Source organism: Bradyrhizobium sp. CCGUVB14 (assembly GCF_024199935.1).
Taxonomy (GTDB): Bacteria; Pseudomonadota; Alphaproteobacteria; order Rhizobiales; family Xanthobacteraceae; genus Bradyrhizobium.
Map to the genome: position 1 here is coordinate 4,862,183 of NZ_JANADS010000001.1, position 25,331 is coordinate 4,887,513.

The following is a 25,331-nucleotide window of genomic DNA, read 5'->3' on the forward strand; positions in this document are numbered from 1 at the left end:
TGTTAACTCAAGTGACGCGTTAGCGTTCACTCAATGATGTGATCGCGGCTCGCGCGCGGTTTCGCAAGGTGCGAGCCGCTCAGCCGTACGAACGCCTGTGGCGCGGCCTCGTAGCCGCGGCCCGATTGCAGGGCCATCGCTCCCGGCGAAGCGTTGCGTTGATCAGCGCGGTCGGTCCGTTCGGCCGCGTCGCGCGCCGTTGCGCGATCTTGCGCCATCATGATGGCAATTCCTTACATGCGCCCGGTTGACGGGCTTTCAGTTTTCGAAGGCTTCGGTCGCGCCCGGCGAACTGCGGGTTCATCGGCGGGACCGGCCTTCGTTTCGGTTCCTTTCAGCAGAAAACCGTAAAATGCATGTGAAGCGCTGACGTCGCGGATGTGACCACGTCACTTCAACCGACGTGGATGGCGGCTCCCAAGCAGGTTCAAACCGTCGCGCGCTCCATCTGAAATGATTGATGTTTTTCGAGAATTGTTTCGTCCGTGCGCGGGCGACGAAACAATTCTCACCTGGAACGAAACCATTTTGGGCTTTGGGCGCATCACGGAAGAAACCGCGGATGGTTATCAGCGTCACAACGACGACGGCACACCGCCGGCCACGCGATTCGGGGACAGATCCATGCGCGCGCTCAGCTTCATCCTTGCTTTCGGCTTCGTGCTCGCCGGTTCCTCGTTTGCCGGTGCGCCGGACGGTAATCTGCCTGGTATCGGCACCTTCCAATACAGCGGCTCGCCGGTGACGACCACGGCGCCGCAGCCGATCGTTCTGGCCGCGCGTTTCTGATCAGCAACAAGAAAATAAACCGGCAAAAGCCATCATGCACCTTCGTCTCTGCGCTGCAGCGGTCCTCTCCCTTCTGACGGTCAGTTCCGTCCAGGCGCAGGTGCGCGCGCCGAACCGATTGCCGGATCCGCGCACCGAATTCGTGCGGCAATGTGCCCCGCGCATGCTCGGACGCTGGGAGCATCCGGAAGAGGTTTGCGGCTGCCTGCACGACCATGCCGCGGCTGTCGTCGAAGATCGCGACCTGCGCGAGGCGCTGCTGCGCGGCATCAGCGAGACCGGTGTTCCCACGATCGAGACCGATTGGGTGCCGGCAGCCAAGCAAAGCGAAATCGGCGCGACCTTCACCAAGATCGCCAAGCCGACCCTGCAGTGCATGTTCGACCCGGCGAAGTCGTAGGGCTACTTCGATTTCGGACCGTACCGCGCCACGCAGGAACTGGTTCGCACGACGCCCTTGTCGCTCATCTTCGAACCGCGCACTTCCTTGACCTGTCCAGCCGGGCAGGTTCCGTCATCCACCATCACGCGCTGACCAAGCTTGAGATCCACGATGTCCTGCTCGCGGCCGACCGTGGCTGCGTGCGCCGTCGTCGCGAGCGCGGCTGAGATCAGGAGCGAAAGGCAGGCTGCGTAGCGGAGTGACATGATCAGTGGTTCCGGCGTCGATGCCGCAATCTAGGGAGCGGCACACGATTCTCATAGTGAACCTTTGTCACGCGCGCCGGCCGACCTTGCCTTTGTTGCGCAAGGCGGCCCACGCTTCCCGCGCGAGCCGCTCGGCAGAGGCGACGAGGTGTGGAACCGCGTGTCCCGAAAATCCGAGCACGAAACCGGGTAGCGGACGCGCCCGCGCGTAGGTGTCGGCGAGCAGCCAGCCCTCGGCGCCGGCCGCCTGCTTCGCTTCGGCCGCAATTGCTGGTGGGACCGACGGATCGAACTGCGCCACGAGGTGCAGGCCCTGCGACGGCACCGGGACCGACAGCGCGCCGTCCGAGGTCGCCTCGAGCGTTTCGGCCAGCGCATCGCGGGCCTCGCGATAGAGTTTTCGCACGCGCTTCAAATTTGCGGCAAACGCGCCGGAATTGAGCATGTCGGCGACCGCGCCCTCCATTAGCGTTCCCGGAAAACGGTCGAGCGCGGCGCGTGCGGCGGTGACGTCGCCGATCAGGCGTTCGGGCAGCGCGCAATAGCCGATGCGCAGACCTGGAAACAGCGTCTTGGCGAACGTGCCCATGTAGATCACGCGCTGGAGGTGATCGATGCCGGCGAGCGACATCAATGGCGCGCCGTCATAGCGGAATTCGCTGTCGTAATCGTCCTCGAACACGAAGGCGCCGGCCTGCTTCGCCCAGTCGAGCAGCTCGAGCCGCCGCGGCATCGACATCTGCACGCCCAGCGGAAACTGATGCGACGGCGTCACATAGGCCGCGCGCGCGGCCGGGGCGGCGGCGCGGCCCCTGGCGACTTGCAGGCCGTGGGCGTCGACGGGAATGGGCACGGTGCGATAGCCGCATTGCGCGATGGTCCTGCGTGCGATGGGATAGCCGGGGTCCTCGCACCAGACCTGATCGTTTGTCTTCAGGATCGCGCCGAGAACGATGCGCAGCGTATGCAGCGTGCCCGATGTGAGCATGATCTGGTCGGGGTCGCAGCGTAGCCCCCGCGCCGAGAGCAGATGGTCCGCGATCGCGACGCGCAGCTCGCGGCTACCACGCGGATCGCCGTAATGCAGGTGTTCGCTACCAAAGGCGCGCATGCGCCGGCCGACGAAGGCGCGAAAGCGCTGTACTGCGCGCTCGTCGATATGGGTGCAGCCGAGCGAGAGCGCGCCTTGCTTCGGCGCCTCCACGATCACCTTCGGCTTCTTCGATATTGCGGCGCGCGCCGGGATGCGCGCAGCGACGAACGTGCCGGAGCCGATGGTGGCTTGCGCAAACCCGTCGGCGATCAGGCGCTCGTAAGCCGCGACGACCGCATTGCGCCGAAAGCCGGTCTGCGTGGCCAGCGTGCGCGACGGCGGCAGCGGCTCGCCGGGTTTGACGAGGCCCGAGACGATCATCTCGCACAGCGCCTGGTACAGCCGATGCGCCGAGGAGGCGCCGGCGGTGATGTGCGCCCCGGTGAGATCGAGCGGCAGCTCGGCTTTGGCCGGGGCGAGAGAATTGGTCGGAATTTTTTGCATGGAATTGGCACTATCGCAGACCAAATGCCCCGCTACAACTAGCCTGGAATTCTTCCAATTCCGATGAGGAGCGGCCGTGAGCCAGACCGAGAGTCAAAATTCCTATCCGACGTCAGCGCGCAACCAGGTGAAGCGCCGGCATGATCGCGGCTTCTACGATCACGAGACGGTTCACCGCATCCTGGATTCCTCGATGATGTGCCACGTCTCCTATGTCATCGACGGCCAGCCCTATTGCACGCCGACCTTCTTCTGGCGCGAGGGGACCAAGCTCTATTGGCACGGCTCGAGCGCGAGCCGCATGCTGCGCAACCAGACCAGGGGCGAGCGGGTGTGCCTGACGGTCGCCCATCTCGACAGCCTCGTGCTGGCGCGCTGCGGCTTCAATCACTCCGCCGATTACCGCGCGGTGATGGCGTTCGGCACAGCCTATCTTGTCACCGACGCGCAGGAGAAGGAGCGCGCCGTGGTCGCGATGGTCGATCGCTTCTTCCCGGATCGCACCGCGAGCCTGCGTGCCAGCAACACCCAGGAGATCAAGGCGACCTCCTTCATCGCGATGGAGATCGAGGAAGCCTCGGCAAAGGTCCGCGCCAAGGGTGTCGCGGACGACGACGAGGACTACGAATTGCCGATCTATGCCGAGCGCATTCCGGTTCACACCGTTCTCGGCGCGCCGGAACCATGCCCGCGGTTGCTCGACGGCGTGAGCCGGCCGGCGACGCTGAATGGCTATTCCGAAGGCCGGCTGCTCGAAGATGCATTGCGGGATGCTTATTTTGTGGAGTACCCGAACGGCTGAAATCGGCTAGCTTGCGCGCACCCTTGACCAACTGGATGCCCGGAGTTGCCTGATGAATGCCGAGACGCAGCAGAGGATTCTTGACGCCGTCGATGCCGGCTTCGAAGCCCAGCTTGCGACCACCCGAGATTTCGTCGCGATCCCCTCGACCCGCGGGGCGGAGGGGCCGTGCCAGGACATGATCGGCGACCTCCTGCGTGCGCGCGGTTACGAGGTCGACGATTGGCACATCAATGTCGACGACCTCAAGGATCTGCGTGGCTTCGGCCCGATCGAGCATGATTTCTCCAAGGCGCGCACGGTGGTCGGCACCTATCGCCCGACGACCGAGGCCGGCAAATCGCTGATCCTCCAGGGCCATTGCGACGTGGTGCCCGCGGGGCCGCTGGAATTGTGGGACACGCCGCCGTTCTCGCCCGTCATCAAGGACGGCAAAATGTTCGGCCGCGGCGCCTGCGACATGAAGTCGGGCACCATCGGCGCGCTCTATGCGCTGGATGCGATCAAGGCGGCCGGCCTCAAGCCGACCGCGCGGATTCACTTTCAGTCGGTGATCGAGGAGGAGAGCACCGGCGTCGGCGCACTGTCGACGCTTCAGCGCGGCTACCGGGCCGATGCCTGCTTCATCCCCGAGCCCACCGCCGGCAAGATGGTGCGTTCTCAGGTCGGCGTGATCTGGTTTCGCCTGCGGGTAAAGGGCCATCCGACCCATGTCGCCTTTGCCGGCTCCGGATCGAATGCGATCATGGCGGCGTATCACCTCGTCCACGCGCTGCAGAAGCTCGAGATCGAGTGGAACGAGCGCGCCAAGGCCGACCGCCACTTCAAGACGCTCAACCATCCCATCAACTTCAATCCCGGCATCATCAAGGGTGGCGATTGGGCCTCCAGCGTGCCGGCCTGGTGCGACGTCGATTGCCGCATCGCGATCCTGCCGGGCTGGTCGGTCGCTGACCACCAGAAGGAGATCATGGCCTGCGTTGCCGCCGCCTCGCGCAACCATCGCTTCCTCGCCAACAATCCGCCGGGGGTCGAATGGTCGGGCTTCCTGTCGGAAGGCTACGAGCTGACCGATTCCGCCGCGCCGGAAGCTGCATTCGGCAAGGCCTTCAACAAGGTCTATGGCGGCGCGGTCGAGGATCTCGTCTTCACCGCGCTCACCGACACGCGTTTCTATGGACTCAATTACGGCATCCCCAGCCTGTGCTTTGGCGCCAGCGGCGGCGAGATGCACGGCTTCAACGAATATGTCGATCTGGACTCGCTGAAGAAGACCACCAGGGCGATGGCGCTGTTCATCGCGGAATGGTGCGGAGTGGAGAAGGCCTAGCGAGAGCCTCAGTCACAGCTCTCGTAGGGTGGGCAAAGGCGCGTCAGCTCCGTGCCCACGCGTCGTCTCGGACATGACCAAGATCGTGGGCACGCTTCCCTTTGCCCACCCTACGGTGTCTCGGCCGGAGTAGCACCTGCCCGAAACAATGGCTCATCCAAATCCTTTAAGCTTAAAATAAAGACTAGGATGCCGCCCTCAGCGGTGGCAGACTGTCCGCTGGTTCGCTGGACGAGTCACCGGGAGTCACGATGCGCGATTGGGATGATGCTTACGCCAATTCGGCCCATATCCCGGGCTCGGACAAGATGCCGGCGCAATGGGCGGAGCGGGCGGCGGCCTACCGCACCGGGCTGAAGGCCTTTCGTCCCGACATCGCCTACGGCTCAGGTGAGCGCCAGCGCTTTGACCTGATCCTGCCCGAGGGCGACAGCAAGGGCCTCGTCGTGTTCGTGCACGGCGGCTACTGGATGCGGTTCGACAAGTCGACCTGGACGGATCTGGCCGAAGGCGCGCGGCACCACGGCTGGACGGTCGCGCTGCCGAGCTACACGCTGACGCCGGCGGCGCGCATCTCCGACATCACCGCGGAGATATCAGCCGCGATCGCGAAAGCGGCGTCGCTGGTCGCAGGGCCAATCCGGCTCGCCGGCCATTCCGCCGGCGGCCATCTCGTCACGCGCATGCTCTGCGACGACAGCCGGCTCGAGCCGGCCGTCTATAACCGTATTGCGGGCACGCTCTCGATCAGCGGCCTGCACGATCTGCGTCCGCTGCTCAAGACGAAGATGAACGAGACGCTGCGCATGACCATGGACGAGGCGACGCTCGATAGCGCGGCGCTGCACCTGCCGCGCGGGCATTCGCCTGTCACCGCCTGGGTCGGCGGCAGCGAGCGCCCGGAATTCATCCGCCAGTCCGATCTGCTGGCCAATGTCTGGACCGGCTTCGACGTACCGACCCACCTCGTCGTCGATCCCGGGCTCAACCATTTTACCGTGATCGATGCGCTCAAGGATCCATCGTCGCCGATCACTGCGCGCCTGATCGGCCTCGACTGACGGAGGCAGGGATGATCGATCGAAAGGGCCTGTCATGACCTCCAGCGATTACGATCCCGCAAAAGAAGGCGCCGAGACTGATTTCGCCCGGCGCATGTCCTATGGCGATTATCTGTCGCTGGACGCGATCCTCGGCGCGCAGCATCCGCTGTCGGAAGCGCATGACGAGATGCTGTTCATCATCCAGCATCAGACCACGGAGCTCTGGATGCGCCTTGCCATCCATGAACTCAGTGCAGCGCGTCGCGCCATTGCCAAGGACGAGGTCGCTCCCGCCATGAAGATGCTGGCGCGGATGTCGCGTATCTTCGAGCAGCTCAACAACGCCTGGGACGTGCTGCGCACGATGACGCCCAGCGAATATACGCGCTTTCGGTCCCAGCTCGGCCAGTCCTCGGGCTTCCAGTCGCGCCAGTACCGGCTGATCGAATTCTTGCTCGGCAACCGCAACCACGCCATGCTGAAGCCGCACGCGCACGATGCTGAAACGACCAGGCTCCTCGAAGCCGAGCTCGCGACGCCGAGCCTCTATGACGAGGTGCTGCGGCTGGCGGACCGCAACGGGCTCAAGATGCCTGCGACTGTCTTGGCGCGCGACGTCCGCGAAACCCACAGCTTCAGCGAGGGCGTGCTGCAGGCGTGGCGTATCGTCTACGAGGCGCCGGAGACGCATTGGATGCTGTACGAGCTCGCCGAGAAGCTTGTCGATTTCGAGGACTATTTCCGGCGCTGGCGCTTCAACCATGTCACGACGGTCGAGCGCGTCATCGGCTTCAAGCGCGGCACCGGCGGCACCGGTGGCGTCAGCTACCTCAAGCGCATGCTGGAGGTCGAGCTGTTTCCCGAGCTCTGGCGCGTCCGCACGATTCTGTAGAAATCCCCATGACCAAATATCGCGTCTATCACGACACCAAAGCGCTGTTCCATCTGCCCGACGGGGTGATCTATCTCGATGGCAATTCGCTCGGCGCATTGCCATTGGGCGTTGCCGAGCGCGTCAGCCGCGTGATCACGACCGAGTGGGGCAACGAGCTGATCCGCGCCTGGAACACGGCCGGCTGGTATGCCCAGCCGCGCCATGTCGGCGACCGCATCGCGCGGCTGATCGGCGCGGAGGCGGGGTCGGTGATGGTCGGTGATACGCTGTCGCTCAAGGTTTATCAGGCGCTCGCCGCCGCGCTCGACATGAACGCGTCGCGCAAGGTTGTCTTGTCGGACACCGGCAATTTCCCGACCGATCTCTACATGGCCGAGGGGCTGATCGCGACGCTCGGGCGCAGCCATCAATTGCGCCTGGTGGCGCCCGAGGAGGTCGAGGCTGCGCTGTCGGAAGAGATCGCGGTGCTTTACATCACCGAGGTCGACTACCGCACCGGTCGCCGCCACGACATGGCCGGGCTGACGGCAAAAGCGCAGGCGCTCGGCATTGTCACGGTCTGGGATCTCGCCCATTCGGCCGGCGCGCTCCCGGTCGATCTTGCCGGTTGCGGCGTCGATTTTGCGGCCGGCTGCACCTACAAATATATCAATGCCGGCCCGGGCGCGCCGGCGTTCCTTTACGTCGCGCCGCGCCATGCCGACGGCGCGCGCGCCGCGCTGTCGGGGTGGATGGGACACGCAAAGCCCTTCGCGTTCGAGCTCGGTTATGCGGCCGCCGGCGGCGTCGAGCGCATGCGCGTGGGTACACCGCCGGTGCTGGCGATGGCGGCGCTGGAGGCTTCGCTCGACATCTGGGATCGGGTTGATATCGCGGATGTCCGCGCGCGTTCGCTGGCGCTCGGCGATCTCCTGATTGCCGAAGTCGAACGCCGCTGTCCGTCTCTGCAGCTCGTGACCCCGCGCGCACACGAGCGCCGTGGCTCGCAAGTCTCGTTCGCCTTCGAGGGCGGCTACGCCGCGATGCAGGCCGTGATCGCCCGCGGCCTCATCGGCGATTTCCGCGCGCCTGACATCATGCGGTTCGGCATCACGCCGCTCTACATTGGTGAGAGCGAGATCATCCGCGCGGCCGAGATCATCGAGGAGGTGATTGCGGGCGAGGTGTGGCGGCGGCCGGAGTACCAGGTCGTCAATGCGGTGACGTGAGATCAGCCCCACAGCGCCGTCACGATCGCATCCAGCCCATCCGTCAACGCTGCCGGTCCTGGCTGCAGGATGATCGGCGACTTGATCTCGACAATCCGGTCATCACGCACCGCTGGAATTTCGTTCCACCGCTCGCGCTGCCTGATGCGGGCAGGCACGACCTTCTTGCCGCACCATGACGCGAGGATCACGTCCGGCGCGGCCTCGCGCACCGCATCCGCAGAGATAATGCGATCCTTCGCGGCTTGCCGATGGCGCAGGTCCGGAAACACGTCCTCACCGCCGGCGATATCGATCAGTTCGGAGACCCATCCGATTCCGGAAATCAGCGGATCGTCCCATTCCTCAAAATAGACTTTTGGCCGCGACGAGGGGCGGGGCGTTGCGGCGATCGCCGCGAGGCGGCGTTCAAAACCTTGGGCGAGTTCGTCGGCGCGCGCCGCGGCACCCACCAATGCGCCAAGCGTCCGGATCATCGCCAAGATTCCGGCGACGTCGCGCTGATTGAAGACATGGACGTCGATGCCGGCGCGGACGAGGTCGGCGACGATGTCGGCTTGGAGATCGGAGAAGGCCAGAACGAGGTCGGGTTCCAGCGCCAGCACCTTGGGGATGTCCGCAGAGACGAACGCGGAGACCCGCGGCTTCTCGCGTCGGACCTGCGGTGGGCGGACGGCATAGCCGGAGACGCCAACGATGCGGTCCTGCTCGCCGAGCAGATAGAGCGTTTCCACCGTCTCTTCGGTCAGGCAGACGATGCGGCGGGGCGGGAAGTGGCGCATGGGAGGAGCATATGCCCCGATGGCAGGTCCGATGTCACGGCAACCATGACCTCCGACGTCATTGCTTTGCCCCGCGAAGCCATTCACGCTGAGACAACAACGAATTGGGAGGAGATCTGATGACGCCGCTCGAGAAACTTAAAGCGATGAAGATGCCGTTCGCCGAGCTCAAGGGCGTCGAGTTCGTCGAGGCCGAGAAGGATCGCGTGGTGGCGCGAATGACAGTGCGGCCCGATCTCTGCACGCTGCATCACACCGTCCATGGCGGCGCGGTGATGGCGTTCGCCGATTCCGTCGGCGCGGCGGCGACCGTGATCAACCTGCCGGAGGACGCCAAGGGCACGACCACGCTGGAGAGCAAGACCAACTTCATCGGCGGCGCCAAGGAGGGAACCACCGTTATCGCCACCGCCACCCCGGTCCACCGGGGCCGACGGACCCAGGTCTGGACCACCCGGCTGGAGACCGAGGACGGCAAGCTGGTCGCCATCGTGACCCAGACACAGCTCGTCCTGTAAGACTACGGGGCTTTGATTTTGTTAACGAATTAGTCGCTTCCGCTGCCTCAAACTTGAGCAGGTTCCCGTCTTGAAAAATTTGTTGCGACGCACAATATTGGAGGCCTAGGGATTCGAACGCCTCCTCGAGGGACACCAAGAGGAGTTTTGACGTGGTACTTGAAGACACCGTCCGCACCGCCCCGGGCTATGTGCGGACCCTGATCCAGCAGGAAGAATTGCCGCTGTTGCGCGATCACCTGCTGAGGCTTGATGCCGCAAGCCGGCATGACCGTTTCAACGGGTTTCTCGACGACAGCTTCATCGAGCGTTACGCCGCCCGCTGCGCCGAAGATGGCACCGTGATCGCCGCCTATATCGTCGATGGCGTGGTCCGTGGTGCAGCCGAGCTGCATCCGCCGGAGGGCGATTCGTTGCCCGAAGTCGCCTTCAGCGTGGAAGCCTCCGCTCGCCGCCAGAACGTCGGCACCGTGTTGTTCAGCCGCCTGATCGCGGAAGCGCGCTGGAAGGGCTACAAGAGCCTGCGCATCACCACCGGCGCGGAGAATCACGCCATGCGGGCGCTCGCCAAGAAGTTCGGCGCGCATCTGCAGTTTCGCCACGGTGAATCCACCGGCACGATCGATCTTGGCAAGACGCCCGAGGCCGAGCTCGCTGATCTCGCAGCGGCGCCGTTCAAGGCCGGTCGCGCGATTCTCAACTTCAATTCGACCTGCTGGAAGCTGATCTCCAGCATGTACGGCAATCGCGCCGCCTGAGATCGAAAGACCTGAAATTATAGGTCTGAATCAAAAAGCGGACCGGCTAGGCCGGTCCGCTTTTCGATTGAAGCAAGGGAATGAGCGCTCAGGTGCCGGTGCGCTTGTCGTTGCCGAAGCGGCGGACGACGCGGCGTTCGACCACGACGGAGCGCTGCGCACCTTGTTCGCCGGCGATCACGCGGGTCGCGGTGATGCGGCTGTTGGTGCGGGCCTGCTTCTTCACCTCGGCCTGAACGACGTCCAGCGGCATCCCCATCAGCGAGGCAGCGATCTCTGCCTGCTGCTCCTGATCGTCGGTGATGCCGACGGCGGCGAAGATCGCCTCGTCCAGGGTGGGCGGATCGTGGCGCACGCGCCGCGTGCCATATTTGGTATTCCAGTCTGCGCTCATAACGGCCTCGTTTTGATGCCGGGATACCTAGTGCGACCCATGTTGCATTGCAATATGAATTTGGTGTGGCATCTCAGCTATGCACTCAAAGCTTTTCGAGCTTGCTGGCGTCGTAAAGTTCGAGCGTCGTCGCCCCGGTGGCGAGTGAGCGCAGGGCCCGTACGAAATCGCCGGACGCAGGTACCGCAAAATGGGCCGCAAGCGCGGCCCGGTCAGCCCATTGCTCGAAGAACACCAGCCTGAGCGGGTTCTCGCAGTCGACATGCACCGCATGTGAGATGCAGCCGGGCTCCAGGCGCGAACGATGGACGTGTTCGAGGCTGAGGCGGCGCGCCTCCTCGAACGCCTCGGGCCGGACCGTCACACTGCCAGTCACCACGATCATGCCGTTCTCCACAGTGATGGCCGCTAGGGCAGGGATGCTTCGCGCGCGATGGTCTTGACCGGTGTCTGCGGCCAGCGCTTCAGCGCGGCGTGGCCGGCCTCGGTCAGCCGATAGATTCCGCGCTCGGCGCGTTCGAACCAGCCATAGACGTTGTGCAGGAGAATTTTGCCGGCATCGGGACAGCGTTCGCGCAATTCGCGCACGGCCCGCGGGCCTGCGGCGAGCTGCGATGCGCAGGCCAGCGCCTGTTGCCGGTAGGCCGTCATGATTGGCGCGCGCGTGCTGCCGCCGAGCACGGGATCGCCTTGGCGGCGCTGATGTTCGGCTACGAGCCGGGAGCGCGTCTTTGGCTCGCGGCGCGGGGCGGCTGTCGGCGGCTTCACCAGCACCTCGACCTGGCCGTTGTCGGTCACCCCGAGCATACCGAAGCCGAGGCGCCGACACAGATTGCGATAGCGCGCGTCGCTCTCGCGGCCCTTGCCGCGGATCGACATCTTTGCGGCGATCCAGACCTCGTCACCCGCCGGCGCGCGATCGACCGCCTGCAGGATAAGCTCGAGATTGAAGGCGAGCTTGAGCTCGCCGATCACCACCACCGGCGGATCGCCGGCGCTCAGCCCCACGAGATCGCAACCGCCGATCTCGCCCTTCACGGAGAAGCCGAGCTCTTCGAGGAAGCGTTTCACGGGGAGATAGAGCTCGGTTTCCAAGGCGAGTTTCCGATCGGAGAATCAGTTGCGGCCAGTTTAGCCCGGATCGAACTCGGGCTGCCGGCCATTTGCCCGGACGCTGTCAAGCCAGCTATACCCCTGCGCGGGGAACAAGCGGGCGCGACGATGACGATCAGGAACGGGCTCTATCACATCCGGATCGAGATGCTGGATGGCGTCCAGGGCGGTAATCAGGGGGTCATGGTGCTGCGTGACGGCACCATGCGTGGCGGCGATTCCTTTTTCTTTGCCTATGGCAGCTACACGTCCGCCGATGGCAGATGGAAGGGCGAGCTGACCAACGAGGAGCATTCGCCCTCGTTCGACGAGCGCCCGGTGTGGGGCCGCAGGGTCGTGACCATCGGCTTCAGCGGCACCTACACGGACGAGACCGCCTATGGCGAAGGCATGGCGCTCGCCGGCAAGCAGAGCATCCGTTTCAAGGGCAATCTGCGCCTGCTCGTGCCGGATTGATCAGACCCGTCCGCTCACCGGAATGAGCGCGCCGGTGACGCCGCTTGCGGCGTCGCTCGCCAGGAACAGGATCACCTCGGCAAGCTCCTGCGGTGTCACCCATTTGGCGAAGTCGGCTTTCGGCATGTCGGCACGGTTGGCCTTGGTGTCGATGATCGACGGCAGCACCGCGTTCACGGTGACCTTGCCCTTCCATTCGTTGGCCAGCGCTTCGGTGAGGCGGTGCACGCCGGCCTTCGACGCCGCGTAGGGACCCATGCCCGAGCCCGCCTGCAGCGCGCCCATGGCGCCGATATTGACGATGCGGCCAGCCTTCGAGGTGGCCAAATGCGGCAACGCCGCGTGCGAGGCGTTGAGCGCTGTCAGCACGTTCAGCGCATGCATGCGGTGCCAGGTCTTGATGTCGCCGTCACCCACGGTCTCGAAGGCAAAGCCGCCGGCGATGTTGACCAGGGCGTCCAGTCCGCCGAAATGCTTCGCGGCAGCGTCCACCGCTGTCTTCGCCTGCGCAGCATCGGACAGGTCGACGCCGCCGATCTCGATGCGCTGGGTCGTCGCAGACATTTGAGAGGGCGCATGGTCGATGCCGGCGATCCGCGCGCCGCGTGATTGCGCGATGTCGGCGACCACCTTGCCAAGCGCGCCGAGCGCGCCGGTCACGACAATGATTTTTCCCTGCACGATACTCTCCGTCGTCTCGCTTCGCGCCGACTATTGCGTGAGGCGAATTGGACTTGCAATGGCGGCGGCATCAAGGCTGGGCTATAAATGCAACTTTAGGCGGCGACGGAGGGCGTTTCATGTCTGATGAATTGCCGACTCTCGATAATCCTCCAGAGATCGTTGAATTGAAGCGTCCGCTGGAGAATTTCCGGGCGGCATTGGGCAGACGAAGCCCCGTGCGCGTGGTGGCGATGGGGTCGTCCTCGACTGCGGGACTTCGCAATGTCGTTCCCTATCCCGCGCGGCTCGAGCTGTATTTGAGAAAACACTACAAGGATGACGATCCCCATCCGAACATCCGGATCGACGTGTTCAACCGCGGCCAGGGCGGTCAGGAAGCGCCATTGGAAGTGCCTCGGTTCGACGACGATATCTTTGCTGACAATCCTTCTCTGGTGCTCTGGCAGGTCGGGACCAACGCGGTCTTTCGCCAGAAGGAGTTCAACTTCGACGAAGTGGTCGCGAGCATCACCAGGGGATTGGCCCTTCTGCGTAATCACCCGACCATGGACGTCATCCTGATCGACCCGCAATATGTGACGGCCATGCTGTACGACGACAACGCCGATCTCGCGGAGAAGATGGTTTCGGCGATCCGAACCGCGGCGGAGGACGCCGAGGTCAACCTGTTCCAGCGTTGGGCGCTCATGCGCCACTGGCACGTCTACAACAAGGTCTCGTTCGAGCAGCTGCTCGATCCGGAGGATGACCTGAAGCTGCATCAGAGCAATTGGAGTACCATGCAGGTATCGCTCGCGCTGACCAATTCCATCATCAAGGCCGCAACTCCGACAGCGTGAGGCGCTTGTCGTCGGTCACGGCTGAAGGTAGCGCTCCTTCAGCGCGGTCCGCTCCGCTGCCCCGAGCTTGATGCCGTCGCGCAGGTAAGTTTCGACATCGCCGTACTCGCCGCTGACGGCATCGAAGGCTGCGTCGAGATAGGAAGCGTTGACCGAGCCGATCGCGTCGAGGACGTCGGCGGGCAGATCGGAGACGCTCGACACGTCGCGCTTGTAGTGGCGATTGGTCAGCAGGTAATCCTCTGCAATGATCGCCTCGGGCACGCCGAGCGCATGCAGGATCAGTGCGCTGGCAAAGCCGGTGCGGTCCTTGCCGGCGGTACAGTGGATCACGAGTGGGGCGCGGTCCTGCAGGAGATGGCCGAACAGCATGCGAAAGCTGTGCGTGTTGTGGCGGACATAGTTGCGATAGGACTCGCGCATCAGTTCGAGCGCGACGGGCGCAGTCAGCGTGCCCCTGGCGAGCTCGGTGCGCAGTGAGGCCACGACCGTCGGCTCGATCGGAAGCGAATGCACCGTGATCTCGTTGACGACGCAGACGCCGGCCGCGCGCTCCTCGACGCCGCGGAAGTCGAACGCGCTTCTGACGCCGAGTGCGCGGACGATCGCGATGTCTTCAGCGGTGAGCTGGCCGAGATGGTTGGAACGGAAAATGTGGCGCCAGCGCGTGGTACGGCCGTCGCTGGTGGCGTAGCCGCCGAGGTCGCGAAAATTGCTGGCGCCGTGCAAGGCGAGGTGACGGGCAGGGGAGTCTGACATCGGAGCTGCTTTTGTTATGTTGCCGACGGACCATTACAGGGGGCGATCATGGGCCGACACAAGGCCATTCTTTTGGGGATCAGCATGCTGACGGCTGCAATTTCCGGGGCGCGGCAGGCCGACGCGCAGACATTCCGGAACTACCGCTGCGCCGATGGTACGCAGTTCATTGTTGCGTTTTATGACGGCGACAAGCGCGCGTTCCTCCAGATCGACGGCGAACCGGCGACGCTTGCCAAGCGGTTGGCTCTTTCGGGGGTGCGCTATTCGGGAGCGGGCATCACGTTGAGGATCGGCAAGACCGGGGCGACCACGGTCAAGCATCTGAAGCGGCCGGCGACGGCCTGCGCGATGATCTGACGCTAATCAGGTCTGGAATCAAAAAGGGTCGAAACCTCGTTGTTTCGACCCTTTTCAAACTTCCGCTGAGCGCTTGGAGGAGCGCGTCGGTCTCAAACCAGATGCTGGCATTAGCGTTCCCATTTGGGCTTTGCTTCGTCGACCGCGTCCTGGTGGTACCAGCTGTCGCTGCAGATCGAGACGTTCGCGGGAAGCGAAGCGTGATCGGCGGGAAAGCGGGTCTCGCCATAGCGGCGTCCGGCGAGAGCCGCGCGGCCCCCGGCGGGGAATTGATAGATCTTCGCAGATCCCTGACTCAGTCCATTGTTCATCATTGCGATTGCTCCTGGGTCGAAGCGCCTTGGCCTCCATGGTGCGCCCGACTCGTTCGATTGTGGTTACTGGAATCCCCATATCGGCCCGGCACTCCGAAATGCAAAGTGCTGAAAAGGAAATCAGTTTCCGCTCAATTTGTAGGCAGGTGATGGTCTGCACCCCCTAAGGCACCGTGTCGATGACTAACGCCTAGGCCATTCCAAAGGTTGCTGGGCAGGGGGTGGGGACTTTACGAAAGTTGCCGGACGTTGATGCGCGTTTCATCGGCAACCTTCAGCTGGGGCCTGCCTGCTCCAGAATCAGGCGTTTTCCGCGGGATTTTTGCAGTGCAGCTTCACGCGAAGGTGCGCGCCTATGCCGCACGCTGCTGTGGACGGTTTGCCGCCCCCGGGCCGGTTCCGGTCGCGGTGGAAAACCTCCCGCGCTGCGGCCTTTTGGCACGCAAAATGCTTATAAGGCACCGGCCGATGATGGCCGGGTACAAACGTGCGGGGCTCTCAACCCCACCTTTCGCATCATCTACAGAGAGGCTCAATGACCAAGTATAAGCTCGAGTACATCTGGCTCGACGGATATACGCCGACTCCGAACTTGCGCGGCAAAACTCAGATCAAGGAATTCGCGTCGTTCCCGACGCTCGAGCAGCTTCCGCTCTGGGGCTTCGATGGCTCCTCCACCCAGCAGGCCGAAGGCCACAGCTCGGATTGCGTGCTGAAGCCGGTCGCGGTGTTCCCGGACGGCGCCCGCACCAACGGCGTGCTGGTGATGTGCGAAGTCATGATGCCCGATGGCAAGACCCCGCACGCTTCCAACAAGCGCGCCACCATCCTCGACGACGCCGGCGCCTGGTTCGGCTTCGAGCAGGAATACTTCTTCTACAAGGACGGCCGTCCGCTCGGCTTCCCGGCCTCCGGTTATCCGGCGCCGCAGGGCCCGTACTACACCGGCGTCGGCTTCTCCAACGTCGGCGACGTCGCCCGCAAGATCGTCGAAGAGCATCTCGACCTCTGCCTGGCTGCCGGCATCAACCATGAAGGCATCAACGCGGAAGTCGCGAAGGGCCAGTGGGAATTCCAGATCTTCGGTAAGGGCTCCAAGAAGGCCGCTGACGAAATGTGGATGGCCCGCTATCTGATGCTGCGCCTGACCGAGAAGTACGGCATCGACATCGAGTTCCACTGCAAGCCGCTCGGCGACACCGACTGGAACGGCTCCGGCATGCACGCCAACTTCTCGACCGAGTACATGCGTACGGTCGGCGGCAAGGAGTACTTCGAAGCGCTGATGGCGGCCTTCGACAAGAACCTGATGGACCACATCGCCGTCTACGGCCCGGACAACGACAAGCGTCTGACCGGCAAGCACGAGACCGCGCCGTGGAACAAGTTCAGCTACGGCGTGGCCGATCGTGGCGCGTCGATCCGCGTTCCGCACTCCTTCGTCAACAACGGTTACAAGGGCTATCTGGAAGACCGTCGTCCGAACTCGCAAGGCGACCCATACCAGATCGCTTCGCAGATCCTGAAGACGATCGCGTCCGTCCCGGCTGACAAGAAGGCCGCGGCTTAAACATCCTCCAGGCCCGGGCTGGGGGGCTGGCCCGGGTTGGCTTTCAAATCCGCCGGAGCTCATAAGGCTCCGGCGGATTTTTGCATTTCGATGACAGTGCTTGCCAATGACAGCGCTCGTTGTGGGTCTGGCGGCCATGCCGGCCTGGAGCCTGTCCATCGCAACCCAAACCGGGCTAGAGTGGGCGCAGGATGCGCGCGGGGCCGGGGACACGGCTGGTGTTTGAAGGCTTCTACAAGGTGCGATTTCAGCTCGGCGACAGCGTCGGCCGGAGCGTGATGCATGCCGGCAACGGCAAGATGCTCGGGGGCAATTCGGCGTTCGCCCATATCGGCACCTACGAGAAGACCGCAGGTGGCGTCGACATCGTCATCAAGACCGTCCGCCACAACCCCGATCCGAACTACCGCGCGATGGCCGGCACCGACGATGCGACGCTGATCGCGAAGGGTTTTGCCGACGGCGATCTCTACCGCTTCAAGGGCGAGCTGAAGGAGCTGCCCGGCGTGCCCTTTCAGTCGCTGATGACGCCGATCACGGAGGACGAGGTACCGATCGCCGGCGGCGTCGGCGAGGCCGGGATCGCCGATGGCCTCTACTCGATCCATCTGCGCATGCTCGACGGTGTCGACGGCGGGCTCACCGGCGTGATGCTGCTCAATCGGGGCCGCATCCTCGGCGGCGATGCCTCGTTCTATTACCTCGGCAGCTACACCGCCGCGAACGGCCGCTGGAAGGGGCAGATCCTCAACCAGGAGCACACGCCCGCCAAGGACGATCCGATCTTCGGCGGCCACGAGGTCGGCATCGGCTTCTCCGGCAGCTATGACGGCGACGAGGCGGTGCTGGAAGCAACCGCGCTGGCCGGCAAGCGCAGCTTGCGCCTGACTGCGGCGCTGAAGCTGATGCATCGCGCCTGATCGCACCAGGAAAGTCGCCCATGGAAAAAATTCGCATGCTCTCGACGCTCGGCCTGATGGGCGCGATGCGCAGCCTGTCCACCGCCTTCGAGGCGGCGAGCGGCATTCACGTCGATGCCGACTTCGCGCCGACGCTGGCGCTGCTCAAGCGCTTACGCGCCGGCGAGGCTGCCGACCTCGTGATCCTCACGCGCGAAGGGCTCGACGAGATGATCGGCGAGGGCCGGGTGATCGCGGACAGCGCAGCCGACCTCGCGCGCTCCTATGTCGGTCTCGCCGTGCGGACCGGCGCGCCGCATCCCGGCATCGCCAATGAAGCCGCGCTGCGCAAGACGCTGCTCGCGGCCCGGTCGGTCGCCTATTCACGGCTCGGCGCAAGCGGCGTCTACTTCGCCCAGCTGATCGTGCGCATGGGCATCGCCGCCGAGATCAACGCCAAGGCCACCATCGTCGAGCAGGGTTTTACTGCCGAGCGGCTCGTCAGCGGTGAAGCTGATCTGGCCGTGCAGCAGATCAGCGAGCTGAAGCAGGTCGAGGGCATCGAAGTGATCGGCCCGGTCCCGCATGATTTGCAGACGCCGGCGGTGTTTTCCGCCGGCCGCATGGTGGATGCGAAGCAGGCCGAAGGCGCCGAAGCGTTGCTGCGCTATCTGGCATCGCCGCAGGTCGTGCCCGTCTTGCGCCGATCGGGACTCGAGCCTTGAAATCGCCGGGGCGTCAACGCAACGTGATGGCCATGCGGATCCATCTCTTTGCCGTCCTCGTCGCGCTCGCCGTGCCTGTCGCTGCCCACGCGCAATCGGCCGACCTCGTCCTGTGCGATCGCGTCGCCGCCGATCCAAGCGATCCCGACAAGCCGGCTGACGTCAAGGGCGTGTCTGAGATCGCGGCCTCCGACGTCGCGACCGCGATCAAATTCTGCAAGCAGGCGGCGTCCTCGTCGCGCCGCGCGATGTTCGCGCTCGGCCGTGCCTATGCCGCCAACCGGCAGACGGCCGAGGCGATTGCTGCCTGGCGCAAGGCGGCCGACAAGGGCTCCAGCGCGGCGATGGTCGAGCTCGGCGTCGCCTACGGCACCGGCTCCGGCGTGGCCAGGGACGAGCCACAGGCGCGAAAGCTGTTCGAGAAGGCGGCGCAGGCCGGCAATCCCCGCGGCGTCTCCAATCTCGCGGCGCTCGGCAACGCCGGCGGTGGCATGCCCGCCGATCCGGCGCAGGCACGCACGCTGCTCGGCAAGGCCGCCGAGACCAATGCGGAGGCGCAGTACCAGCTCGGCCTGATGCTTGCCAACGGCAATGGCGGCGAGAAGGACGACGTTGCGGCACGCGCGCTGTTCGAGAAGGCGGCCGCGCAAAACCATCCTGGCGCGCTGGAGCGGATGGGGGCCTTCGCCGAGGGCGGCCGCGGCGGTCCGAAGGACAAGGATGCCGCAAAGGCCTATTACGAGCGCGCTGCTGCGCTCGGCGACGAGGACGCCAAGAAGGCGCTGGAGCGGCTGCGCTGCCCTTACGCGATCAAGGACAAGCAAGGCAAGCTCGTCACCACGCTGTGCTTCTGACTCATGTCGATGTGATGAGAGCCCGCAGGGCTCACTTCATGTAGTAGGCGAGATTGTTGCGGGCGTCGCGATAGGTTGTCTCGAGGAAGCCGGGATATTGCGCCGCCGCCTGTGCCACCGCGCGCACGACGCAAGCCCAGAAATCGCCGTCCCACTTGAAATGCGCTTCGGCCGCGCCCTCGAACTTGACGGCGGTGATGATGGCCTGCCGGACCGCATCGTCGCCGGCATGCGGATGGGCGCGCTTGAGATAACCGAACATCGGCCCCTCATGGGCGTGGTCGCGATCGTGGCGATATTTCGCACCGATCTGCTCCGGTGAAAGCGTGCGATTGATGCGCACCTCTTCGGCGGTCGGGCGCCCCTTGATCGAATTCAATCGGTAGCGCCAGCGCCAGAGTTCGAATGCGGCATCGAGCAGCGGCTGCTTCGCAGCGCTGGCGATGAAGGCTGCGATCTGCTCGTCGGCTGAGGGTTCAATCGGGTCCATGCCGCTTGGTCGCGCGCAGGCACTTGCGGGTTCGAAAGGCGAAAACAACCCCATGCACAGTAGCCAGGGGGCTGACGAAACACCCGAATAGCCGAACCAAACGGTCGGATGCGGATTTTACGAAATCTGCTTGCTCCGTCGGGCAAAACAGGCGCATGATGGCATCATGGCACGACCGGCTCCGCGCGCAGCCTGCGCGGAAAAGCCGGATGGCTTCGGTGCGGCGACGGTGCTAGGTAGCCCGCGATTCCTTTTATTTTTTGCGGGTTCATGACTTTGCTCGACGGGCTCTACAAGGTTGAATACGGCATCCACGAGGCCTTCGGGCGCAGCATCATGTGCCTGCACGACGGCAAGATGTTAGGGGGCAATTCCGCCTTCGCGCATCTCGGCACCTATTCCGAGCGGGACGGCGAGATCGTTGCCGAGGTGATCACCGAGCGCCACAACGAGGACCCCCATTACAAGCCGCTGATGGGCGCCGACGTCGCAACGATCGGCGCGCGCGGCAAGCTGGTCGGCAACCAGATCCGCCTGGAGGGCAGCGCGGACACCATGCCGGGCGGTCAATTCTGGGCCAACCTGACGCGCCTCGATGAGGACGAGGCGCTGCCGCCCCGCGGCACGATCGGGCATGGTGGCATCGCCAACGGCCTCTATGGAATGAGCCTGCGCGCGCTCGACGGCGTCGATGCCGGGCTCTCCGGCGTGATGCTGCTGATCGACGGCCGCATCCTCGGCGGCGATGCGTTCTTCTACTACCTCGGCGCCTATTCGTCGGCGGACGGCCGCTGGAAGGGCGAGATGCTCAACCAGGAGCACACGCCGGCGAAGGGCGACAATCCCGTGTTCGGCGGCTACGAGGTCGGGATCGGTTTTTCGGGGACCTGCACGGAAGACAGCGGCGAGCTCGAGGGTATCGCACTCGCCGGCAAGCGCAGTCTGCGGCTGGCGGCCTCGCTCAGGCTCATGCGGCGGGCGTAGGGCGTCTCATCGGCTGTCGCGTCTGCTCTGCTAGAGCAAGGCGACGTTCGAGCCGTGCGTTTGGATGTTGGCCTTGGGCCAGACGCCGACCCCGCAACGGTGCGGGCGACGTTCTGTGGCCCCATGTCGATGGCGCAGATCGTCCTGCACCCTCCGAATTGCCGGTATCTGTATGCCGTGGTACAACCCTTAGCTGTAGGGACGGCATTTCCGTCCCGAATTTGGGAGGTACCCTATGCGACCGTCATTTGGCTTCGCCGTGCCGTCCGCCATCGTTACCTTGTCAGCTGTCTTGCTGTGCAGCAGCACGGCAATGTCACAACCCACACCAAGCTCCTCACTTCCCACCGTCTCGGTCGAAGCGCCGAAGGCAAGAACGACTGTTGTGCCGAGGCAGGGGCGAACGACCGTGACTTCCCACCACCACCGGGCAACCGGCTCATCGACCGCTCAAGGGCCGGTATTCGGACCGAATACGGTCTTGGGGAAGATCGCCAGGCTGGAGCGATCTGCCAGCAGCTGTAACGGTGGCTGCGAAACCAGTTACAGGGTCGGCAACGCTCCCTGGGTTGGATGTAGCATGGCTGCCGGAGGCGGGACGGGGGGAGCGATTGACGGCAGCAATTTCTCGTCAACGTGCACGGACACGCTCAGCTACAACACTTACGCGCAGTGCGTAGAGACCAAGGCTCTTCTTGGCGCGCAACCCAGAGAATCCCGGTGGATTTGCACCAGCCTGCTGGCCGGAGGCAAGTTGCCCGGCGAAAAGCGAGTCGCCGAAAGCCGCCACTAGTCGACGCCGCCCACTGACTGCATAGAGACACAGGACAGCATGGCTCGAAACCTTGAGCCATGCTCGTTGTCCGCTTCGGGTCACAAGCCGCCGACGACCACTAGACGCGGCGACTGCCGCTCTAGGCCCCGAAGCGGACGTTCGCGCGTACTTACCCTCGCGCCTCATCGGTGTGCGAGCAGGGGGCTCAAGTGACCGGGCGCACGCGTTCATGGGGGGAGGCCTGCGATGTGGCAAGCCCGATTGACCCGTTCGAGGTGTTCCGGGATGTAAAATTGGGCGAGCTTGGGAATGAGTGTGGAGATGCGCAGCGCCGGCCTCGCTTCGACTAGGCGTGCACTGATCATCCGGGCTTCCTCGACCCGTCCGGACATTGCGTGGCATGCCGCCAGAATAAATTGTGCGTTTAGATAGTTAGGGCGGTGCAACACAGCCGACTTGGCCCATGATGTCCCGTCCTCGTATCGATCTGCCAAGAAATGCGCGAACGCTATTCCGGTCTGCATCAAGAAAATAAACGGATCCATGGGGCTTAAGCGCCCCCCGGCATGGAATTGCTTAAGTGCCGCGTCTAGGTTGCCGCGGCGAATGTGCTCCCAGCCGATCGTATACTGTGCGAGAGCCAGGCTTGGGTTAAGTTCATGCGCTCGGAAGACGAGGGCAACGCCTTCGTCGATCTCATATAGTACGGCGGCAATTGCCTGCCCAACCCTCACGAGTACGGTTGGATCGTCCTTATCGAGTTCAATCGCGCGCCTTGCAAACAGTCGGGTATCATTTCGTTCCTGATCCGCATCAACCGTCCAGCCGAAGACCTTGCGTTGCAGGTAGCAATAAGCACCAAGCGCGTATGCTACCGCCAATCCGGGATCGATCTTGACTGCAAGCCGGGTCAGTCTGAGGGCTTCAATGTTTTGCTCGCGGGTGAATTGATAGAAGCTCGAGAGTGCACGAAGATAGTAGTCGTAGGCCTGAAGATTTTCGGTTGGCTTGCGCTTTGCGCGCTCTATCTCGGCACGCTCCAAGTGAGGAAAAAGTGCGCTAATCACGCTGCTCGTCACTTGGTCCTGTAGATCGAAGATGTCGTTGAGTTGGCTGTCGAAGCGGTCTGCCCAAAGATGGGCACCCGTCGTGGCCTCGATCAGCTGCCCGATAATGCGAACTCGGTCGTTGGATTTGCGCACACTGCCTTCGAGTACATATCGAACCCCTAGCTCGCGTCCGACCTGCCTGACGTCGACAGTCTTGCCCTTGTAGGTAAAAGTGGATTGTCGCGCGATGACGAACAGCGATTTGGATCGTGAGAGGCCGGTAATGATGTCCTCGACCATGCCTTCGGCGAAATACTCCTGCTCTGGATCGGAACTCAGGTTAATAAACGGGAGAACGGCTAGCGACGGTATGTCGGGAAGCGTGAGGGCACCCTTGGCCGTTTCTCCTTGGATTTCGGTTACTACCCCTGTGGAAGCGTTGTGAGCTTCTTGCACAGTGCCGATAAAGCGATAGCCTTTCCTCGGCAGCGTCTTGATCAACCGCTGCTTCTCCCCGGAATCGCCAATCGCGGAGCGAGCGGCATTCAGCCGGGTCGTCAGCGCGGCATCCGACACGCATCGCCCCTTCCAAATGGCTGCGATAAGATCGTCCTTGCAGACGACGCGCTCGCGGTTGCGGATGAGGTAGTCAAGCAGGTCAAAGGCTTGTGGCGTCAGGGCGACGACTTTTGTATCGCGGTATAGCTCGCGGCGGCCGGAATCCAGTTCGTAGTCTTCGAAGAGATAGCGCACGACGCGAAATCCCTTAAGCCGTCCCCGGTTAGGCTCGGCAACATTTGGAGGACGGAGAATAAGCTGCCCGTAAGGAAAATGTAAGCGACAGATTAAGCGTTCCGGGTCGGATCCTGGCAGCTTGCCTGGGTGGAAACAAGGCACCCGAGGATGCTGCAATGAACACGTTTTACCAGACAGCGGGCTTGGTCCAGACGACAGCGCAGCGAGGCAATGTCAGCGCTCTCAAGAATTGTTGGGACGCTTTTCAAGAGTGGCGGAAATGGGAGCGGCTGCGGCACGATCTTTATAATCTAAGTGATCGAGAGCTTATGGATATCGGGATCTCGTATGGCGAGATCGACTACGTTGCCTCGAATCGAAATACTGACCCGCGAGGAATACGTTCCGGATCATAAGCCGTTGATGCTGCGATTTTCACGTGGCCTCTAGGAAGCCGACGCATGGTGACTCGCCGCCGCGCCCCCATCACGGCGCCGGGCACGCCGCTCCCGTCTTCACCCAGCTCGTAGGATGGGTTGAGCCCTTGCGAAACCCATCGCCAACCTGACGCCTCTCGCCATGGCGAAGACCGCCTTCAGGCTGATCGCCCGCCCAGTCCATCGGATCGTGACCAAGTTCGGCGCGACGGTGAAACGAAGAGTATGCTTGACCGGGGTGGTACGCGGTCATGACGGAATGCCATCACAAGACGATAGCGATGGGTTTCGCAAGGGCTCAACCCATCCTACGAACTATCCTCCCTGTCGCAGCGCCTCGACGGGGTCGAGCCGCGCAGCGCGCCACGATGGGTAGAGCGTCGCGAGAAACGACAGGGTCAGTGCCATGGTCACGACTGCTGCGGTCTCGACGAGATCGATTTCCGCCGGCAGCTTCGACAGAAAGTAAAGCTTCGGCGGAAACAGGTCGGTGCGCGTCAGCCATGACAGGAGTTGTCGGATCTGTTCGATATTGGCGCAGACGAGGAGTCCGACGGCGAAGCCGACCAGCGTTCCCGCCACCCCGATCGAAGCGCCTGTTATCATGAAGGTCCGCATGATCGCGCCTTGCGAGGCGCCCATGGTCCTGAGGATGGCGATGTCGCTGTCCTTGTCTTTCACCAGCATGATGAGGCCGGACACGATGTTCAGTGCGGCCACCAGAACGATCAGGCTGAGGATCAGAAACATCACGTTGCGCTCGACCTCGAGCGCACCAAAGAAGGTCGCATTGCGCTGCCGCCAGTCGACCAGGAAGACCGGTCGACCAGCCGCTTCCGCGACCGTCTTGCGAAACAGGTCGATCCGATCGGGATTGGCCGTAAACACCTCGATCGCAGTGACATCCTGATTGCGATTGAAGAAAGCCTGCGCTTCCGTGATCGGCATGAAGATGACACCTGCGTCGTATTCGGACATCCCAACCTCGAATATCGCCGCCACTTGATATTTCTTGACGCGCGGCATCATGCCCATCGGGGTGACTGCGCCGCGCTGTGCAACGATCGTGATGCTGTCACGGACATGGGCGGAGAGTTGATCGGCAAGGCCCTGACCGATGGCGACGCCCTGGCCCTCGTCAAAATGCTCAAGCGACCCATGCTTGATGCCGCCGGCGATCGAGGGCAGCTCGTTGAGGTCAGCCGCCCGAATGCCGCGCACCAGGACGCCGGAGGCGTTGGACGACGATGCCAGCGCAGGGCCGTCGACGACCGGGACCGCCAACCGGACACCCTGCGCCTGGCTGATGCGCTCGGCGACATCCTTCCAGTCCGTCAACGGCGTTTCCAGCGGCTGCACCACAAGATGCCCGTTGAACCCGAGAATCTTGCCGAGAAGTTCTGTGCGAAAGCCGTTCATCACCGCCATGACGATGATCAGGGTGGCGACCCCGAGCATGATGCCCAGAAACGAAAACCCGGCGATGACCGAGACAAAGCCTTCCTTGCGGCGGGCCCGCAGATAGCGTGCAGAAAGCATCCACTCGAATGGTGCGAAGGGTCCTGCTTGTGGCGAATCCATCAC

The 25,331-nt window shown here is 63.5% G+C and carries 31 protein-coding genes; 18 read left to right on the forward strand and 13 right to left on the reverse strand.

What is annotated here, in order from left to right; translation table 11 throughout:
- Positions 1–26: 26 nt before the first annotated feature.
- Positions 27–221, reverse strand: a complete 195-nt coding sequence (locus NLM32_RS22410) for a hypothetical protein (RefSeq protein WP_254131052.1) — start codon at positions 219–221, stop codon at positions 27–29.
- Between the two features lie 232 nt (positions 222–453).
- Between NLM32_RS22410 and NLM32_RS22415 the strand changes: the two genes are divergently transcribed.
- The gene (locus tag NLM32_RS22415; RefSeq protein ID WP_254131053.1) at positions 454–789 is read left to right on the forward strand and encodes a hypothetical protein; all 336 of its coding nucleotides are present in this window, start codon (positions 454–456) and stop codon (positions 787–789) included.
- 34 nt (positions 790–823) lie between these two features.
- Positions 824–1,189, forward strand: a complete 366-nt coding sequence (locus NLM32_RS22420; protein WP_254131054.1) for a hypothetical protein — start codon at positions 824–826, stop codon at positions 1,187–1,189.
- Between the two features lie 2 nt (positions 1,190–1,191).
- On the opposite strand, the gene NLM32_RS22425 is transcribed toward NLM32_RS22420, so the two are convergent.
- Together NLM32_RS22425 and NLM32_RS22430 are read right to left on the reverse strand one after the other, a co-directional pair.
- Entirely contained in the window at positions 1,192–1,437 is a 246-nt protein-coding gene (locus NLM32_RS22425) for a DUF6719 family protein (protein ID WP_254131055.1), read from the reverse strand.
- A gap of 67 nt (positions 1,438–1,504) precedes the next feature.
- Entirely contained in the window at positions 1,505–2,974 is a 1,470-nt protein-coding gene (locus tag NLM32_RS22430; protein WP_254131056.1) for a PLP-dependent aminotransferase family protein, read from the reverse strand.
- A 76-nt stretch (positions 2,975–3,050) separates the two neighbouring features.
- On the opposite strand from NLM32_RS22430, the gene NLM32_RS22435 reads away from it, so the two are divergent.
- The 5 genes from NLM32_RS22435 to kynU all read left to right on the forward strand — a co-directional run bounded on the left by NLM32_RS22435 (position 3,051) and on the right by kynU (position 8,252).
- Entirely contained in the window at positions 3,051–3,776 is a 726-nt protein-coding gene (locus NLM32_RS22435) for a pyridoxamine 5'-phosphate oxidase family protein (RefSeq protein WP_254131057.1), read from the forward strand.
- A gap of 52 nt (positions 3,777–3,828) precedes the next feature.
- Positions 3,829–5,106: an ArgE/DapE family deacylase gene (locus NLM32_RS22440; RefSeq protein WP_254131058.1), complete on the forward strand. Its 1,278-nt coding sequence runs from the start codon at positions 3,829–3,831 to the stop codon at positions 5,104–5,106.
- 251 nt (positions 5,107–5,357) lie between these two features.
- Positions 5,358–6,167 (forward strand): alpha/beta hydrolase, encoded by an 810-nt coding sequence (locus NLM32_RS22445; protein WP_254131059.1) that lies wholly within the window; start codon positions 5,358–5,360, stop codon positions 6,165–6,167.
- A 34-nt stretch (positions 6,168–6,201) separates the two neighbouring features.
- Positions 6,202–7,041: a tryptophan 2,3-dioxygenase gene (kynA, locus tag NLM32_RS22450; RefSeq protein ID WP_254131060.1), complete on the forward strand. Its 840-nt coding sequence runs from the start codon at positions 6,202–6,204 to the stop codon at positions 7,039–7,041.
- 8 nt (positions 7,042–7,049) lie between these two features.
- Entirely contained in the window at positions 7,050–8,252 is a 1,203-nt protein-coding gene (kynU, locus tag NLM32_RS22455) for a kynureninase (RefSeq protein WP_254131061.1), read from the forward strand.
- Positions 8,253–8,254: 2 nt separating this feature from the next.
- On the opposite strand, the gene NLM32_RS22460 is transcribed toward kynU, so the two are convergent.
- Positions 8,255–9,034: a cobalamin-binding protein gene (locus NLM32_RS22460; RefSeq protein WP_254131062.1), complete on the reverse strand. Its 780-nt coding sequence runs from the start codon at positions 9,032–9,034 to the stop codon at positions 8,255–8,257.
- A gap of 119 nt (positions 9,035–9,153) precedes the next feature.
- Here NLM32_RS22460 and NLM32_RS22465 point away from each other — a divergent pair, with 119 nt between their 5' ends.
- Both NLM32_RS22465 and NLM32_RS22470 read left to right on the forward strand, forming a co-directional pair.
- Positions 9,154–9,552 (forward strand): PaaI family thioesterase, encoded by a 399-nt coding sequence (locus NLM32_RS22465; protein ID WP_254131063.1) that lies wholly within the window; start codon positions 9,154–9,156, stop codon positions 9,550–9,552.
- Positions 9,553–9,704: 152 nt separating this feature from the next.
- Positions 9,705–10,310: a GNAT family N-acetyltransferase gene (locus tag NLM32_RS22470; protein ID WP_254131064.1), complete on the forward strand. Its 606-nt coding sequence runs from the start codon at positions 9,705–9,707 to the stop codon at positions 10,308–10,310.
- Positions 10,311–10,398: 88 nt separating this feature from the next.
- Here the strand turns inward: NLM32_RS22470 and NLM32_RS22475 are convergent, their stop codons facing one another.
- From NLM32_RS22475 to NLM32_RS22485, 3 genes are all read right to left on the reverse strand, one after another.
- Positions 10,399–10,704, reverse strand: a complete 306-nt coding sequence (locus NLM32_RS22475; protein ID WP_148779049.1) for a hypothetical protein — start codon at positions 10,702–10,704, stop codon at positions 10,399–10,401.
- An 85-nt stretch (positions 10,705–10,789) separates the two neighbouring features.
- A complete protein-coding gene (locus tag NLM32_RS22480) occupies positions 10,790–11,089 on the reverse strand; it encodes a putative quinol monooxygenase (protein ID WP_254131065.1) in 300 nt (99 codons plus the stop codon).
- A gap of 23 nt (positions 11,090–11,112) precedes the next feature.
- A complete protein-coding gene (locus tag NLM32_RS22485; RefSeq protein WP_254131066.1) occupies positions 11,113–11,799 on the reverse strand; it encodes a DUF2161 domain-containing phosphodiesterase in 687 nt (228 codons plus the stop codon).
- Positions 11,800–11,925: 126 nt separating this feature from the next.
- Between NLM32_RS22485 and NLM32_RS22490 the strand changes: the two genes are divergently transcribed.
- Positions 11,926–12,273, forward strand: a complete 348-nt coding sequence (locus NLM32_RS22490; protein WP_254131067.1) for a GrlR family regulatory protein — start codon at positions 11,926–11,928, stop codon at positions 12,271–12,273.
- Here the strand turns inward: NLM32_RS22490 and NLM32_RS22495 are convergent, their stop codons facing one another.
- Positions 12,274–12,954, reverse strand: coding sequence for an SDR family oxidoreductase (locus tag NLM32_RS22495; protein ID WP_254131068.1), 681 nt, complete (start codon positions 12,952–12,954; stop codon positions 12,274–12,276).
- A 47-nt stretch (positions 12,955–13,001) separates the two neighbouring features.
- On the opposite strand from NLM32_RS22495, the gene NLM32_RS22500 reads away from it, so the two are divergent.
- Positions 13,002–13,796: an SGNH/GDSL hydrolase family protein gene (locus NLM32_RS22500; protein WP_254131069.1), complete on the forward strand. Its 795-nt coding sequence runs from the start codon at positions 13,002–13,004 to the stop codon at positions 13,794–13,796.
- A 15-nt stretch (positions 13,797–13,811) separates the two neighbouring features.
- On the opposite strand, the gene NLM32_RS22505 is transcribed toward NLM32_RS22500, so the two are convergent.
- A complete protein-coding gene (locus tag NLM32_RS22505; protein ID WP_254131070.1) occupies positions 13,812–14,555 on the reverse strand; it encodes a tyrosine-protein phosphatase in 744 nt (247 codons plus the stop codon).
- A 48-nt stretch (positions 14,556–14,603) separates the two neighbouring features.
- Between NLM32_RS22505 and NLM32_RS22510 the strand changes: the two genes are divergently transcribed.
- Entirely contained in the window at positions 14,604–14,915 is a 312-nt protein-coding gene (locus NLM32_RS22510) for an MliC family protein (protein ID WP_254131071.1), read from the forward strand.
- Positions 14,916–15,025: 110 nt separating this feature from the next.
- Here NLM32_RS22510 and NLM32_RS22515 read toward each other — a convergent pair whose 3' ends face one another.
- The gene (locus tag NLM32_RS22515) at positions 15,026–15,229 is read right to left on the reverse strand and encodes a DUF2735 domain-containing protein (protein ID WP_254131072.1); all 204 of its coding nucleotides are present in this window, start codon (positions 15,227–15,229) and stop codon (positions 15,026–15,028) included.
- Between the two features lie 535 nt (positions 15,230–15,764).
- On the opposite strand from NLM32_RS22515, the gene NLM32_RS22520 reads away from it, so the two are divergent.
- The 4 genes from NLM32_RS22520 to NLM32_RS22535 all read left to right on the forward strand — a co-directional run bounded on the left by NLM32_RS22520 (position 15,765) and on the right by NLM32_RS22535 (position 19,277).
- The gene (locus tag NLM32_RS22520; RefSeq protein WP_008129886.1) at positions 15,765–16,799 is read left to right on the forward strand and encodes a glutamine synthetase beta-grasp domain-containing protein; all 1,035 of its coding nucleotides are present in this window, start codon (positions 15,765–15,767) and stop codon (positions 16,797–16,799) included.
- Between the two features lie 218 nt (positions 16,800–17,017).
- Complete coding sequence (locus NLM32_RS22525) at positions 17,018–17,719, forward strand: GrlR family regulatory protein (RefSeq protein ID WP_254131073.1); 702 nt, start codon at positions 17,018–17,020, stop codon at positions 17,717–17,719.
- A 20-nt stretch (positions 17,720–17,739) separates the two neighbouring features.
- Positions 17,740–18,423, forward strand: coding sequence for a substrate-binding domain-containing protein (locus tag NLM32_RS22530; protein ID WP_254131074.1), 684 nt, complete (start codon positions 17,740–17,742; stop codon positions 18,421–18,423).
- Between the two features lie 32 nt (positions 18,424–18,455).
- Entirely contained in the window at positions 18,456–19,277 is an 822-nt protein-coding gene (locus tag NLM32_RS22535; protein WP_254131075.1) for a tetratricopeptide repeat protein, read from the forward strand.
- Positions 19,278–19,308: 31 nt separating this feature from the next.
- Here the strand turns inward: NLM32_RS22535 and NLM32_RS22540 are convergent, their stop codons facing one another.
- Positions 19,309–19,767 carry a hypothetical protein gene (locus NLM32_RS22540; RefSeq protein ID WP_254131076.1) on the reverse strand — a complete coding sequence of 153 codons (459 nt, stop codon included), beginning with the start codon at positions 19,765–19,767 and terminating at the stop codon, positions 19,309–19,311.
- 276 nt (positions 19,768–20,043) lie between these two features.
- Here NLM32_RS22540 and NLM32_RS22545 point away from each other — a divergent pair, with 276 nt between their 5' ends.
- Positions 20,044–20,751, forward strand: coding sequence for a hypothetical protein (locus tag NLM32_RS22545; protein WP_254135392.1), 708 nt, complete (start codon positions 20,044–20,046; stop codon positions 20,749–20,751).
- A gap of 1,002 nt (positions 20,752–21,753) precedes the next feature.
- Here the strand turns inward: NLM32_RS22545 and NLM32_RS22550 are convergent.
- Complete coding sequence (locus tag NLM32_RS22550) at positions 21,754–23,328, reverse strand: winged helix-turn-helix domain-containing protein (protein WP_254131077.1); 1,575 nt, start codon at positions 23,326–23,328, stop codon at positions 21,754–21,756.
- Between the two features lie 158 nt (positions 23,329–23,486).
- On the opposite strand from NLM32_RS22550, the gene NLM32_RS22555 reads away from it, so the two are divergent.
- Positions 23,487–23,726: a DUF1127 domain-containing protein gene (locus NLM32_RS22555; RefSeq protein ID WP_254131078.1), complete on the forward strand. Its 240-nt coding sequence runs from the start codon at positions 23,487–23,489 to the stop codon at positions 23,724–23,726.
- Between the two features lie 336 nt (positions 23,727–24,062).
- Here the strand turns inward: NLM32_RS22555 and NLM32_RS22560 are convergent, their stop codons facing one another.
- On the reverse strand, positions 24,063–25,328 hold the full coding sequence (locus NLM32_RS22560) for a lipoprotein-releasing ABC transporter permease subunit (protein WP_254131079.1): 1,266 nt from the start codon (positions 25,326–25,328) through the stop codon (positions 24,063–24,065).
- Positions 25,329–25,331: the final 3 nt, after the last annotated feature.